Consider the following 14,061-nt stretch of genomic DNA (forward strand, 5'->3'; position numbering starts at 1 on the left):
AAAACCATTGTCTGAAAATTTAGTCTGTTATATAATAAAAAATAACAAATAAACAACTGTATTAATACAGTATTGGAATAGGAAAAAGGAGGAAGAAAAATGGAAGTCTATGTTGCGTGTGGGGATTTAAAAGTTGCAAACATTTTTTATGATTTTATTAACTCTGAAGTACTGCCGGGAACAGGGGTCCACGATTTTTGGGGGAGTTTTGAAAGGCTTATTAGTGAGCTGACTCCTGAGAATAAAGCTCTTTTAAAACAGCGGGACGAGATTCAGATGCGCTTGAATAAGTGGCACCATGAACATAAACAATTTGATCTGCATCAGTACCGATCTTTTTTAAAAGAGATCAATTATTTAGAAGATGAAGTAGATGATTTTGTTATTGCAACGGAAAATGTGGATGATGAAATTACGATGCAGGCAGGGCCGCAATTGGTGGTTCCAGTTAATAATGCGCGGTATGCGATTAATGCTGCAAATGCCAGGTGGGGCAGCCTGTATGATGCGCTCTACGGGACCGATGCGATTTCGGAAGCGGAGGGTTGTGAACGCGGTCAATCTTATAATCCTAGGCGAGGAGAAAAGGTGATCGCGTTTGCCAAGCGGTTTCTTGATGATACGGTTCCTCTTACACAAGGTTCCCATGAAGATGTGGTTCATTATCGGATTGCGGGGAGAAAGCTTCAGGCTCATCTGGAGGATGGCACAATAGCCCAACTAATGAACCCGCTGCAACTTTCCGGGTATAACGGGACTCCTGAAGATCCGAGTGTATTACTGATGAAAAATAACAACCTGCATTTTGAAATTGTGATTGATCGCAGCCATCCTATTGGCGGGAAAGACAAAGCAGGTGTAAAAGATATCATCATGGAGTCAGCTGTTACCACGATTATGGATTGTGAAGATTCCGTTGCGGCCGTAGATGCGGAGGATAAGGTGGAGGTTTACCGTAATTGGCTTGGATTACTGACAGGTAAGTTAAAAACAACATTCACCAAGGGAGGTAAAACGGTTGTCCGTTCCCTTCATGAGGATCGGACCTATACTTCCCTGGCAGGCAGTCCTTTCTCGTTGCGTGGGCGCTCCCTTCTTTTAGTAAGGAATGTCGGACATTTGATGACAACAAACGTCGTTTTGGATCAAAATGGCGAGGAGATATTTGAGGGTATCCTAGATGGAGTGATCACTAGTTTAATAGCGAAGCACGACCTCCTTCAACAGGGTGGGTTCAAGAATTCAACCAAAGGATCGGTTTATATTGTGAAACCCAAAATGCATGGATCTAAAGAGGTGGCATTTGCAAATAAACTCTTTAATCGGATTGAAGACCTGTTAGGGCTGGAGCGGTATACACTTAAAATCGGTGTCATGGATGAAGAAAGGCGGACTTCCTTGAATTTAAAAAACTGTATTAATCAAGTGAAAAATCGGGTGGTATTCATCAATACAGGTTTCCTGGATCGGACAGGGGATGAAATCCATTCGTCCATGGAAGCTGGGGTCATGTGCCGGAAAAATGAGATGAAGGCAGCAAAATGGCTGCAGGCATATGAACGGGCAAATGTCGAGACGGGCCTGGGTGCAGGGTTCAAGGGTAAGGCTCAAATTGGAAAAGGGATGTGGGCGATGCCTGACCGAATGGCGGAAATGCTGCAACAAAAGATCGGACATCTTGAAGCGGGGGCCAATACAGCATGGGTGCCGTCACCTGCAGCGGCGACCTTGCATGCCCTTCATTATCATGAAGTGGATGTGACACAGATTCAAGAAGGTTTAGCAATGAATATGCAAAGGAATCCGGATGAGATGTTAGTACTGCCGCTCGTGGAGAACCCATCTTGGTCAAAGGAAGAAATTCAACAGGAGCTTGATAATAATATTCAGGGAATCCTCGGGTATGTTGTCCGCTGGGTGGACCAGGGCGTTGGCTGTTCAAAAGTGCCTGATATCCATAATGTCGGACTGATGGAAGACCGGGCGACACTAAGGATTTCCAGTCAGCATGTGGCGAACTGGCTGCACCACGGTGTGTGCTCTAAGGACCAAGTGAAAGCGACCTTGGAGCGCATGGCCAAAGTCGTCGATGAGCAAAATGATGGCGATCCGGATTATCAGCCAATGGCTCCTCATTTTGAACGATCGGTTGCTTTTCAAGCAGCTGCAGATCTGATCTTTAATGGCTATGAACAGCCCAATGGATACACAGAACCGATCTTACACCGCCGCAGACTGGAAGCGAAAGCCAGAGCGAAAAAGGCAGTTAAGTAAAACAGGACTGCACCTAGAGGTCAAATAGGTGCAGTTCTGTTTATTGTTTCTAACTGTTATATAACAACACTGGACTTAGTAAAATTGATTTAAGTAGGTTTTGTTAATAAAAATAGGCGAAAGTAGTATTCCGAATTTTTTAATAAATAACTGTTGTATAATAGAAAATGTTGTTATATAATAAATCCAACAAATTAAAACTGTATTAGTACAGTATGTGAATTGGGGGATGTTGGAAAATGAATAACGAACTGGTTCAAAACGAGGCAAAGGCATTAAGGGAAGATTGGGAAATGAATCCGAGATGGAATGGGGTTGAGCGCCCTTACTCACCTGAGGATGTTTTACGATTGCGGGGATCCCTGAAGGTTGAACATACATTGGCGCAGAAAGGTTCCGAAAAATTATGGAAGCTGATCAATGAGGAGCCTTTTGTGAATGCCCTGGGTGCTTTGACTGGGGGGCAGGCCGTCCAGCAAGTCAAAGCCGGGCTTAAAGCCATTTATTTAAGCGGCTGGCAAGTAGCGGCCGATGCCAATGTAGCAGGCCAGATGTATCCCGATCAAAGCTTATATCCAGTCAACTCGGTGCCGCAAGTAGTAAAGCGTATCAATAATGCATTGACACGCGCCGATCAAATTCAGCATATGGAAGGGGATGGGGATGTCGATTACTTCGCGCCGATTGTGGCGGATGCGGAAGCCGGTTTTGGCGGCCAGTTAAATGTTTTTGAATTAATGAAAAGCATGATTGAAGCAGGAGCTTCCGGTGTTCACTTTGAAGACCAGCTGTCCTCTGAGAAAAAATGCGGACATCTGGGCGGGAAGGTTTTACTGCCGACCCAAACAGCTGTCAGGAATCTGATTTCTGCACGTCTTGCGGCAGACGTATCCGGAGTGCCGACGATATTGGTGGCCCGGACAGATGCGGATGCAGCGGATTTGATTACAAGTGATATCGATCCGGCGGATGCAGCATTTATAACAGGTGAAAGAACTCCGGAAGGCTTTTACCGCACAAAGGCAGGGATTCAGCAAGCTATAGCGCGCGGCCTGGCTTATGCTCCTTATGCCGATCTAATCTGGTGTGAAACGTCCAAACCAAGTCTCGAAGAAGCGAAAACATTTGCAGATGCCATCCATGAAAAGTTCCCAGGAAAGCTGCTGGCGTACAACTGTTCACCATCCTTCAACTGGGAAGCCAATCTCGATAAAGATACCATTGAAACCTATCAAGTTGAACTCGGTAAAATGGGCTACAAGTTCCAGTTCGTCACACTTGCCGGTTTCCACGCTCTGAATTATGGAATGTTCGAGCTGGCGCGAGGGTACAAAAACCGGGGCATGGGTGCCTACTCCGAACTTCAGCAGGCAGAGTTTGCAGCCGAGAAACATGGATACACGGCTACGAGACATCAACGAGAGGTCGGGACAGGGTACTTTGACGAAGTCACCCAAGTCATCACAGGAGGAACATCCTCTACAACCGCACTGAAAGGATCGACGGAGACAGCTCAATTTCAAAGCTGAATAAGACCGGTCTCAAAGCACTTTTGAATAGATTGAGAGAGTTTCATGTCCTTGGGAGGTGTCTTCAAGACACTTTTAAGGGTGGGATGCTGAGTTCATGTCCTTGGGAGGAGCTTTCAAAGCACTTTTAGCTTGATTGAGAGAGTTTGATGTACTTGAAAAGGGCCCTCAAGACATTTTTAAAGGATGAATCCTGATTTGATGTCCTTGAGCCGGGTTCTCAAAGCACTTTTGAATAGATTGAGAGAGTTTCATGTCCTTGAAATGGCAATCAAAAAAGTTAAGGAGGGGATTCAGGATGACGGGACGTAAGGTTGGAAAGAAAGGTTCAAAGGAATGTTCAGATTGCGGAAAACTCATTGATAACAGCCAATTCGCTTATTTTAACCAATGTGAAAAATGCTTGAGAAACGCGGATCACGAATAGGACGCACCAACAAATCAGCCCTGCCGGATATCAGTTCCGGCAGGGCTGTTTTTCAAATTAAGGAGACCGATCTAAGGGATGCGCCTGTCTCTTTGTTCTTCAGGCACGCTGGTTGTATAGGCTTTACGGGAAAGTGTTTCGATCCACCCGGTACATATTTTATAAGACAACTGAAAAATGGGACTCTGGATGAACGTGAATAGGAAGGTGAAGATAAAGACGGGCCCGCCCAGCAAAAGAGCTACGAGGAGTGCTGTGCTCTCCACTAATATACGGACCTTGCTTATGGAATACCCAAGTTTATCCGAAATCGAAAGCATGAAACCGTCCCTCGGTCCCGCTCCTATTCTTGAGGCGTTATACATTCCGCCCCCGATTCCCATGATGACAATCCCGGTGAAAAGAATCAGAATATCCAACGCAAGTATGGAAGGCTGGGGAAGGACATCCAGCCAGAGAAAAAGATCCACCATCGGCCCGACCATGACCGCATTAAAAAAGGTGCCGACATTGATGTAGCTTCGATCAATGACCAATGAAACCAGGACAAGGATGATGCCGACGATCACGCTCCACGTTCCGATGGTGAGACCCCATCTGTCTTGGAGTGCGAGGTTCAGGACATCCCAGGGGTGCACACCCAGATATTGCACCTTGATCGCTACAGCTATCCCATAACTAAACAGAATCAGCCCTGCCAGGAAAAAAGGGACCTGTATATGGAGCCTCACAACATCACTACTTTCCAGTATGAATTTTCCATTAGTTTACCTTATTAACCAAATTGAGAAAAGATGTTTGCCTTCCGCTAAACCGGTGTGAAATGAGTTGCAAGAAAATTAAAAATTTGTAATTGACAAACCAACATCCGTGGGTTTATAGTGGGAAATAACTTAATAGAAGCAAATTTTTCTTATCCAGAGAGGTGGAGGGACTGGCCCTTTGATACCTCGGCAGCGGACTTTTCATAGTACTGTGCCAATTCCAGTAGCGTAATGCTAGAAGATAAGAAGAGACGGTCATTTAAATTTGTTTATCAACCCCTCTTCTTATGTTTAAGAAGAGGGGTTTTTTGGTTTCACTAAATTCAAATTGAAAAGGATGGTTATCATGACAAAAACATTAGTTGCTGCTCCGTTCAGAGCGGATCACGTAGGAAGTCTTTTAAGACCGGAGAGAATTCATCAGGCGAGAAGAGAATTTCAGGAAGGAACCCTGTCCTCGGAGGAACTGCATGCAATCGAGACAGAAGAGATCAAAAGGATTGTCGATAAGCAGATTGAAGTGGGGCTGCAGGCTGTTTCGGATGGCGAATTCCGCCGCAGGTTCTGGCATACGGATTTCCTGGAGCATTTAAACGGAGTAGAAGGTTATGTTCCGGAGAGCGGTTTTCAGTTCAAAGGAGAAGAAACGGAAAGATATGATGTCCGCGTTACAGGAAAGATCTCTTTTAACGAGGATCATCCTCATGTAAAAGATTTTATTGAGTTCAAAGAAATTGTCGGGGACCGCGCGATTCCGAAGCAGACGATACCGAGTCCGAATCAGTTATTCAACGCGGGGATCCGCAACCTTGAAATCTATCCGGACGTACAGGAGTATGCGGCTGATGTGATCCAAACTTATCGTGATGCCGTTCAAGCTTTTTATGATGCGGGCTGCCGTTATTTACAATTCGATGATGTCTATATTGCCGGCCTCAATGCACCGGAAATTCCCTTCAATGACAGCGGCTATTCCCGTGAAGAATTAATTGACCTGGCGCTTCATGTAGTGAACAGCGTATTGGAAGATAAGCCGGAAGATTTGATTGTCACGACTCACCTCTGCCGCGGCAACTACCGCTCGAAGTGGGCATTCGAAGGCAGTTACGCTAAAATTGCCCCGACTCTGTTTGCAAAAGAAAAGGTGAACGGATTCTTCCTTGAATACGATGATGACCGTTCCGGAGACTTCAAACCATTGGATTACATACCAAACAGAGGACCGAGAGTAGTGCTGGGCGTGTTCGCATCCAAGCATGGAACATTGGAAGACAAGGAAAACATCAAGGCCAGGGTGGAAGAAGCCACACAATTTGTGCCTCTTGAACAGCTGTGTATAAGCCCGCAGTGCGGCTTTGCCTCCACCCATCACGGGAATATTTTAACCGAGGAAGAGCAGTGGGCGAAGCTGAAATACATTGTCGATATCTCTAAAGAAATTTGGGGATAGAGGAAAGAATCGGGATGGGGTTGACTCATCCCGATTTTTTTACGGAAAACGCCAGGTTGTCTGGTGATCAAAAGAGTTATATAATGGAAAGTATCTTGAACATAAAGGAGGGAAAATCATGCAATCGTTCACTTTGGATATCAAAGAAGAGAAAAAATATCTTATCTTCATGATGTCTATTTTTGGATTTTCAGCTGCCAACGGGACAAGTCTGTCCTTTTTTAGCTGAAAATTTAATATGAGCGATTCATGGATTTCCTAAAAATAGTCACAACCACAGGGGATCTCTCTGTGGTTTTTTACTTTTATGTTTAAGAAGGGATGTATTTCAATGGCTGTTAAACAGAATAATATTTATTTGCTTTATTTTTATATATTTTTTGCCCAGTTGTTTTTTGACCGGGCATTGTGGGTCATCTATCTGGGTGATAAGGGGCTCACATTTGGCGAAATCGGGGTGTTGGAAGCCCTTCTCCATTTAGCAATCGTGCTTTTCGAGGTTCCGACCGGCATGGTGGCTGATTTATATGGAAGAAAGGTCAGCCTGATAATCGGGAATGTTTTCAGCCTCCTCTATGGAATCTTTATGCTGATCAGCGGAACCTTTTCAATGTTCACACTGGCCTTTTTATCCATGGGTCTCCTGGTCACTTTCCATTCGGGAGCCGAGCAGGCATTTGCTTACGACACGTTGAAAAACCAAAATCGTGAGAAAGATTATACGCGGGTCATTGGAAGTATGACGGCTATCAGTTTATTGTCATTGAGCCTTGCCAAGTTCCTCGGAGGCTTCATGGCCGATATCAGTTGGGAATGGGTATACGGCTCAACAATCTTCACTCATGTCCTTGCGATTATTCCGTTATTATTTATGAAGGAACCAGTCCGTGAAAAGCCTGAAGAGGTGGCGGGACGCTGGTATCATCAATGGGTTCATCAATTTAAATTGGGGATCAATGTCTGGAGAAGGAATTCGGTCATCCACCAGCCTGTCGTACTCTTTATTCTGGCGAGTGCCGTCATGGTGATCATTGTTTTCTACGGGCAGGAATATTTCATCCAATTGGGATTTTCCCCCGTTGTTGTAGGAGCTGTATTTACAATTGAGGGGCTCTTAGGGGTGGCAATGGCAAAGATTGCTTACAGGGTGGAAAGAAGGTTCAAGTTTTTCAATATTTTATACTACGGATTGGGACTGTTTCTTTTATTCTTTGTCCTGTTCATCTTTGCAAGTGACTGGGCTATCCTCTTGTCCTTTCTTTTCCTGGCACAGCTGTTGAGCCTGTTTGAACCAATCTTCAGCTCGTTTATACAGCAATTTTTAAAAAGCAATATAAGGTCTACTTTTCTTTCACTCATTGGGTTGCTGGAAAGTTTCGTCATCATGATCAGTTTTCCGTTATTCGGATTTGCAATAGAACGGATAGGTTTTACCAATGGATTTACAGGCCTGTTGCTGATCTTCTTTATTCTGGCAGCGGGTTATCTGGCAAGCCAGCGGATGAAGCGGCATGGAAAAGCTGAATAGTTCAAAAGTAAGCAAAAGCTGAAGACCAAAGGGATCTTCAGCTTTTCTTTCATTTCCATGTAAAACTGGAACCAGCCTTTGCTACTCAAGCCACCCGGAACCTGGAGGAAAACCGATATAACTGGATGCTTCGACTCCGATCATGGTCCTGCCCTCGTATTCATAGCGGTTAAGATTCCTGGCAATGACGATTTTTTCGCCTCTTTCACCATAGACTTCTTTTAGCTCATCCGTCTGGATTTCAGGCCTGAATTCAACCGACAAATCATATATTTGTTCTGGATTCCGTTTTACCGGTAAGTTGATATTTTGGGACTGTGCTTCGACTGTTCCTTCATAAACCGGGGTCTCAACAGGCTGCACGCTGCCATCAGCAATTCCCCTTAAGGACGCGTCTTTCGGATATTCTCGTAAAATGATATTCAAAATCGTGCCTTTTGGCAATGCTGTTTCCAGCTTCAGAGTGATTCGGTTTTCCCTGTATACCACATCTCCATTAAGATATACTCCCAAAGGTTCATCTCGCCTGAAGGTGTTCTTTGCAGATGCAGATTGTTCCTGCAATCCAGCGATTGGCTGCGGAGAGGAGACCCCGTTCAGATCCATCTCTATACGACAGCCGCTTAATAACAGCAGCAGGACCATCATCATACACGCTTTATACATAAGATTCTCCTTTCGATTGGGCAGCCTTTTTAAACCATACTCGTAAACTCTTACATTATGTTTTCTTTTTTAAAGGCGTGATTTCCTGCAGGGAAGAGAAAATCGAAGAAGAAGGAATTCGCGCATCTCGTGTTGAAAAATGTAATTTAATAACAGGAAATTTCAAGACTTCCAAGTAGAATAAGGCGGTGGACATAATAGATTTACAAGTTAGTATTTGGGGCGTGTTTCTGGCGATGGCTCTGACCATCATCATGATTTTCAGGAAAATCAACCCGGCATATGCCATGATGGCAGGTGCCTGTGCGGGGGGACTCCTCGGCGGCCTGGATCTGCCGGCAACGATAGAGTATATGATCGGCGGTGCGCAGCTGCTGACACCGGCGGTACTGCGGATTTTGGCAGCGGGTGTATTAGTCGGCGTCTTGGTCGAATCGGGCGCAGCCAACGTGATCGCCAATACAATCGTGAACAAATTGGGAGAGACAAGGGCATTGCTGGCGATTGCATTATCGTCGATGGTTTTGACGGCAGTAGGGGTGTTTATTGCAGCGGCGATTTTAACTGTAGCCCCCATTGCGTTAATGATTGCCAAACGCACAGGGATATCCCGGCTGAGTATTTTGCTGGCTGTGATTTGTGGAGGAAGAGCGGGGAATGCCATAGCACCGAATCCGAGTACGATTGCGGCGGCTGAAAGTTTTTCACTGCCATTGACAAGTGTAATGGCCGCGGGCATCGGGCCGGCAGTCGTTGGAGCGGGATTGACTTACTTTTTTGCGAAAAAGTTGAGTGCAAAGGGCTCACTAGTAACGGAAGTGGAAAAAGCAAAGGTCGATAAAGAAGATCATCCTTCTTTTATCGGAGCGATCTCCGGTCCTTTATTTACGATCTTCCTGCTCTCGCTGCAGCCGTTATTCGGCATCAAAATCGATTCTTTGGTCGCATTGCCGGCTGGAGGGATCTTCGGCCTGCTCATGATGGGAAAAATAAAAGATTACAAGTTCCATATATCAAGCGGGCTCCAAAAAATGTCCGGCATCGCCATCGTCATCCTGGGAACAGGGACATTGGCCGGAATCATTGTCCATTCCTCGTTAAATGACCTGATCATGAGCGGATTGAACTTTTTTCACCTGCCTGTTTCGTTCATCGCCCCGCTGTCGGGAGCATTTATGTCCATGGCGACCGCTTCAGCAACATCGTCATCGGCCATCTCGAGTAATGTGTTTGGAGACATGCTGCTGGAAAATGGAGTCACCGCCCTGGCAAGTGCCGCGATGATCAACGCAGGAGCTGTCGGCTTTGACTTCCTGCCGCACGGTCCTCTCTTTCACATATCACGGGAGAGTTTGTATATGGATATGAAAGAACGGTTCATCGCGCTGCCTTATGAAATATTGATTGCGGTGGTGATGGTGGTGGTTTCTACGGTTATTTTTACGGTGGTGTTTTGAGGGATAAGGTACGCGCCTTGTCCCTTTCTTATGTAGATAAGGATGTTATAATGGTGCTGTTATTAGTTTTACAGCATAAAATCAGCTGATTTTTTATATAAAACTTTGGAAGGGAGAAATAAATAATGGAGAAAGAATTACCTGATAAATATAGCAGAATAATTGTTACTCCCGACTATCCCTCTCATATAGTAGAAAACTTCAGAAGGTTTTTAACCTATGTATCGACTCATAAAATAAAATTAACACGATCAAAAGGATATTTTACGAAAAAGGATCTGATTGCCCTTCAATCACAAATGAAGGGAGAAAAAAGAGAGGTTCCAGAGCATGCCACACAGCAGGAATATCCCATGCTGCATCTGTTTTACGAGCTTTCCCTTGTTCTTGATTTTATAAAGGTTAAGCGTACTAAATCTTCGGCTGCTGCCATCATTCAAGATGAGCCGATTGATGTATTCATGGGACTCACTGCTACCGAACAGTATCTCTCATTGCTTGAAGCATTTTGGACGGAAGCAGATTGGAAAGAGCTTCAAGGTGAGAAATCGGGCAGACCGCCTATTGGTGTCGATATATTATTTGAAGAGCTTGAGGCATATCCTGACAATAAAGAAATCAAGTTAAGTCGGAAAAAGGAAATTGGATCGGTTGTTGAATATGGTCATTTTCTCTATTATTTCAGTTATTTTGGGTTTTGGACTTTTACGATAAGTGAGGAAAGAAACCATAAATATACTATCGCAAAATCCATCACATTGACTCCCTTTTTTAAAAAAATTCAGCATGTATTAGCTGAAACCTATGAAATGTACTCGGACCCTGCGGAGGAACAAGCCTTTAATGCACTGGGAGAATTGTTTGGTTTTCGAACCGGGAGAGAGGAAGAAATAGAAGAAGAACCAGAGAATGCTGAATCACTTGTCGAGTTGTTAAGTCCCTATTTTCAACAAGAGGAATTAAGGAAAGTTTTAAGGAAGCAGGAGCCTGCCTTTAAAGCGGGAAATTACCTTTTTAAAGTGAATTTTGATTCAGACTGGAAGACGCTCAAATTCTCCAGTTCTCATACCTTATTGGATGTACATGATGCCATCCAAGAGGCTTTTGAATTTGGCGGCGATCATTTATATGCATTTTATATGGATGGGCAAAAGTTCGGTAAACACTTCTACAATGCGCCGATGGATACCAATAGACCTTATGCGGATGAGGTTCAGATTGGCATGTTGGATTTATACGAAGGACAGATGTTTCTCTATTTATTTGACTTTATGGCAGAGTGGGAATTCAAGATTCTAGTGTTGGAAATCATTGATGAGGAAGAGATCGGGGAGCCGGCAATTGTAGAAATATCAGGAGAGGTCTAATCGAGAGGTGAACGAAATGAATCTTAAAAGCTTTCAAAGCCAAATCAACGAAACAATTTTGGATAGAGGACATGATTATTACATCGATGGAAAAGTAGTTGGAGCCAGCACCAGTGAAAATGAATTTCTTTTTTATATTGAAGGAAACGATCAGTATGAAGTACTGGTCAAGATCGATGATAATGGAGAGATTATATGTTCAGGTTGCAGCTGCCCTTATGATTTTGGTCCGGTGTGCAAGCATGAAGTGGCTGCCTATTTTCAGATCAATGAAGATGTGAATCAATTAGCTAAGGCAAAAAAGAAACTGCCAAACACCCCCCAGATAAAAGACGTTTTAAGCAGCCTTTCGAAAGAACAATTGATGGACATACTAGCAGATCTAGCTGACCAAGATGAAGCGTTGGAAAACAGCCTGATAGTGAAATATTCACAAGGGGACCATGATCAAATAGTTACATTATGTAAAAAACAGATAAGGTCCATCGTTAAAAAATATAAAGGAAGAGATGGATTCATCAATTATTGGTCGGCAGGGAAATTCACCGCGGAAATGGGAGATGTTTTACAAAAGGCAGAGAGTGCTGCAAGTCCCCTGTTAGGAACTGATATAGCCCTTCTAGTAATGGATGAAGCAATCTATGCTTTCCAATATGCTGATGATTCAGATGGGGATATTGGCGATCTGATTGCGGAGGCCCAGTCTGTAATAGAAGTAATTGCCGCCGATCTTGAAACAGGGTCAAGCCACAGACAGGAGATTTTCACAAAGCTTCTAGCCCATACTGATAAGAAAATCTTTGATGGCTGGGAAGATTTCAAGATTGCCTTGCTGAATATCTGTTTTCTATTTGCGGACGATGAAGTTTTTAGAGAAAAGTTAAAAAATAAAGTAGAGGATTCACTAAGAAATGATGCAGACAATGATTATTTGAAATATACGAACGAAAGCCTGCTTCAATTGTTGTACCAATTGATCGAAGAATACGGAACTGAAGAGGAAGGGATGGAGTTCATACAGGACCATATGCACCTTTCTTCTTTTAAAGAGCAATTGCTGGAGAAATACCTTAAACAAGAGGATTATCAAAAAGTTATTGACGTTTCTTTCGAGGGGGAAGAGAAGGATCAGCAATATCCAGGATTGGTCTCCCGCTGGAAAAAGTACCGGTATAAAGCATACAAATCTCTTTCCTTGAAAAAAGAACAAGAGCAACTGGGAAGAGAACTTTTGCTGGGCGGGGACTTCAGCTACTATCATGATTTGAAGGAACTGGCGGCAGCAGATCACAAGGGATTTTACACACATCTTAAAAAAGAATGGAAGACATCCAAAGGGTGGTACTCCCAACAATTGCTGCTTCAGCTAATTGAAGAAGAGAATGATACAGTAGCTTTGCTGGAATTCGTGAGGGACAATCCAAGATATATTGAAGAATACGCCGGTAAGCTGGAGAAAGACTATAAAGAAGAAGTCATCGAGATTTATACAAAATATATTTTAGAAGAAGCGAAGTCCGCATCGAATCGAAGCAATTATCGGGAAGTCTGCCGCAAACTAAACCGTTTCAAGAAGGTTGCCGGCAAGCCGCAGCAGGTGGGAGTCATCGAGGCACTTATGGATTTATATAAGAGAAAACCGGCCTTCCTGGATGAATTAGGAAAAATCAGATGAAAAAAGAGATGAGGAGCTGCCGTTCTAATGTCCAAACAAAACACAATGTCCCATGAAGAAATCAAAGCAATCTTAAGGGCAGCAGACCCGATTATCGCACAGGGAGGGAGGACACTCCTCGCTAAGATTTTAAAAGGTTCCAAAGAGAAAAAGGTGTTGGAGCTGGAGTTGGATAAGACGCCGTTTTATGGATTTTTCAAGACAGAAAAGCTGGAAGAGGTAACGAAGAAAATTGATTGGATGATTGATCATGACTTTCTGGATATCGAGTATTTTGGAAAACTCCCTCGGGTTGTGTACACGGAGAGGGGATGGCTGATTGAATCTGACCAGTATGCTGATGGGTTAATCAGTGAGTGGAGAGACTGGATCGCCGAAGGGCAAGAAAATCCCGACATGAGGTATTTAAAAGACAGGAACCGCCAGATGATTCTTTTAATGCTGGAGAAAATTAAGGAATCCGGCAATCAGGGGTTCATTCCTTACTTAAAACTCTGGGAAAAAATTGAGTATAAAAAAGTCAGGGCAGAGATCCGGGAGACCATCAGGGTCTTGGAAACTGGGGAACCGGTTCACGAACTGGAAGTCCAGGAAAGACAAAATAAAATTGAAGAAGCGTTAATGGGTTCAGCGCCATACGACTACCTCTTAAAATGTTTTGAATGCGGAGAGCGGTTTACGTTTACTGTAGGGGAACAGAAGTTTTATAAACAGAAAGGGTTTGCTCTGCCGAAGAGGTGCAAGGAATGCCGTGAGGAGTATTCATCTTGGTAAGGCAGGGAGGGGAAGGAAAGAATGGGGCGTTACTGCCGAGGCTGCGGAACCAATAGGCCTAATGAAAAATTCAGCGGGAAGGGCCATAAGCAGCATATATGCAAGGATTGCAAGAGAAAAGGGAATGCCGCAAACCAGCCATCAACTTCA

The 14,061-nt window shown here is 44.0% G+C and carries 11 protein-coding genes and 1 riboswitch; of the genes, 9 read left to right on the forward strand and 2 right to left on the reverse strand.

From position 1 onward, the window contains the following. The first annotated feature begins 99 nt into the window (after positions 1-99). From ACOJQI_RS02360 to yhfH, 3 genes are all read left to right on the forward strand, one after another. Positions 100-2,274, forward strand: coding sequence for a malate synthase G (locus ACOJQI_RS02360; protein WP_421383174.1), 2,175 nt, complete (start codon positions 100-102; stop codon positions 2,272-2,274). 239 nt (positions 2,275-2,513) lie between these two features. Continuing rightward, positions 2,514-3,803 carry an isocitrate lyase gene (aceA, locus tag ACOJQI_RS02365; RefSeq protein WP_421383176.1) on the forward strand — a complete coding sequence of 430 codons (1,290 nt, stop codon included), beginning with the start codon at positions 2,514-2,516 and terminating at the stop codon, positions 3,801-3,803. 298 nt (positions 3,804-4,101) lie between these two features. After that, positions 4,102-4,230, forward strand: coding sequence for a protein YhfH (gene yhfH, locus ACOJQI_RS02370; RefSeq protein ID WP_421383178.1), 129 nt, complete (start codon positions 4,102-4,104; stop codon positions 4,228-4,230). Positions 4,231-4,301: 71 nt separating this feature from the next. On the opposite strand, the gene ACOJQI_RS02375 is transcribed toward yhfH, so the two are convergent. Then, the gene (locus ACOJQI_RS02375) at positions 4,302-4,961 is read right to left on the reverse strand and encodes a YczE/YyaS/YitT family protein (protein ID WP_421383180.1); all 660 of its coding nucleotides are present in this window, start codon (positions 4,959-4,961) and stop codon (positions 4,302-4,304) included. Positions 4,962-5,140: 179 nt separating this feature from the next. After that, positions 5,141-5,242: riboswitch (SAM riboswitch) on the forward strand. Between the two features lie 98 nt (positions 5,243-5,340). Here ACOJQI_RS02375 and ACOJQI_RS02380 point away from each other — a divergent pair. Further along, the gene (locus tag ACOJQI_RS02380; protein ID WP_421383182.1) at positions 5,341-6,444 is read left to right on the forward strand and encodes a 5-methyltetrahydropteroyltriglutamate--homocysteine S-methyltransferase; all 1,104 of its coding nucleotides are present in this window, start codon (positions 5,341-5,343) and stop codon (positions 6,442-6,444) included. Positions 6,445-6,775: 331 nt separating this feature from the next. Beyond that, on the forward strand, positions 6,776-7,972 hold the full coding sequence (locus ACOJQI_RS02385) for an MFS transporter (protein WP_421383184.1): 1,197 nt from the start codon (positions 6,776-6,778) through the stop codon (positions 7,970-7,972). 81 nt (positions 7,973-8,053) lie between these two features. Here ACOJQI_RS02385 and ACOJQI_RS02390 read toward each other — a convergent pair whose 3' ends face one another. After that, positions 8,054-8,638, reverse strand: coding sequence for a hypothetical protein (locus ACOJQI_RS02390; RefSeq protein ID WP_421383186.1), 585 nt, complete (start codon positions 8,636-8,638; stop codon positions 8,054-8,056). Between the two features lie 197 nt (positions 8,639-8,835). Here ACOJQI_RS02390 and ACOJQI_RS02395 point away from each other — a divergent pair, with 197 nt between their 5' ends. From ACOJQI_RS02395 to ACOJQI_RS02410, 4 genes are all read left to right on the forward strand, one after another. Next, positions 8,836-10,095 (forward strand): GntP family permease, encoded by a 1,260-nt coding sequence (locus ACOJQI_RS02395; RefSeq protein WP_421385375.1) that lies wholly within the window; start codon positions 8,836-8,838, stop codon positions 10,093-10,095. Positions 10,096-10,220: 125 nt separating this feature from the next. Then, positions 10,221-11,462: an IS1096 element passenger TnpR family protein gene (locus ACOJQI_RS02400; RefSeq protein WP_421383188.1), complete on the forward strand. Its 1,242-nt coding sequence runs from the start codon at positions 10,221-10,223 to the stop codon at positions 11,460-11,462. 16 nt (positions 11,463-11,478) lie between these two features. Beyond that, on the forward strand, positions 11,479-13,137 hold the full coding sequence (locus ACOJQI_RS02405; RefSeq protein WP_421383190.1) for an SWIM zinc finger family protein: 1,659 nt from the start codon (positions 11,479-11,481) through the stop codon (positions 13,135-13,137). 27 nt (positions 13,138-13,164) lie between these two features. Next, positions 13,165-13,911 carry an RQC-minor-1 family DNA-binding protein gene (locus ACOJQI_RS02410; RefSeq protein ID WP_421383192.1) on the forward strand — a complete coding sequence of 249 codons (747 nt, stop codon included), beginning with the start codon at positions 13,165-13,167 and terminating at the stop codon, positions 13,909-13,911. The last annotated feature ends 150 nt before the right edge of the window (positions 13,912-14,061 follow it).

Source organism: Bacillus salacetis, from assembly GCF_049177075.1.
In the GTDB taxonomy this organism is placed as follows: Bacteria; Bacillota; Bacilli; order Bacillales; family Bacillaceae_B; genus Rossellomorea; species Rossellomorea salacetis_A.

What these genes read in the sequence shown, in the direction of transcription:
- ACOJQI_RS02360 (WP_421383174.1), top strand. Translation starts at nt 100, where the DNA reads ATGGAAGTCTATGTTGCGTGTGGGGATTTAAAAGTTGCAAACATTTTT.
- aceA (WP_421383176.1), top strand. Translation starts at nt 2,514, where the DNA reads ATGAATAACGAACTGGTTCAAAACGAGGCAAAGGCATTAAGGGAAGAT.
- yhfH (WP_421383178.1), top strand. Translation starts at nt 4,102, where the DNA reads ATGACGGGACGTAAGGTTGGAAAGAAAGGTTCAAAGGAATGTTCAGAT.
- ACOJQI_RS02380 (WP_421383182.1), top strand. Translation starts at nt 5,341, where the DNA reads ATGACAAAAACATTAGTTGCTGCTCCGTTCAGAGCGGATCACGTAGGA.
- ACOJQI_RS02385 (WP_421383184.1), top strand. Translation starts at nt 6,776, where the DNA reads ATGGCTGTTAAACAGAATAATATTTATTTGCTTTATTTTTATATATTT.
- ACOJQI_RS02390 (WP_421383186.1), bottom strand. Translation starts at nt 8,638, where the DNA reads ATGTATAAAGCGTGTATGATGATGGTCCTGCTGCTGTTATTAAGCGGC.
- ACOJQI_RS02400 (WP_421383188.1), top strand. Translation starts at nt 10,221, where the DNA reads ATGGAGAAAGAATTACCTGATAAATATAGCAGAATAATTGTTACTCCC.
- ACOJQI_RS02405 (WP_421383190.1), top strand. Translation starts at nt 11,479, where the DNA reads ATGAATCTTAAAAGCTTTCAAAGCCAAATCAACGAAACAATTTTGGAT.
- ACOJQI_RS02410 (WP_421383192.1), top strand. Translation starts at nt 13,165, where the DNA reads ATGTCCAAACAAAACACAATGTCCCATGAAGAAATCAAAGCAATCTTA.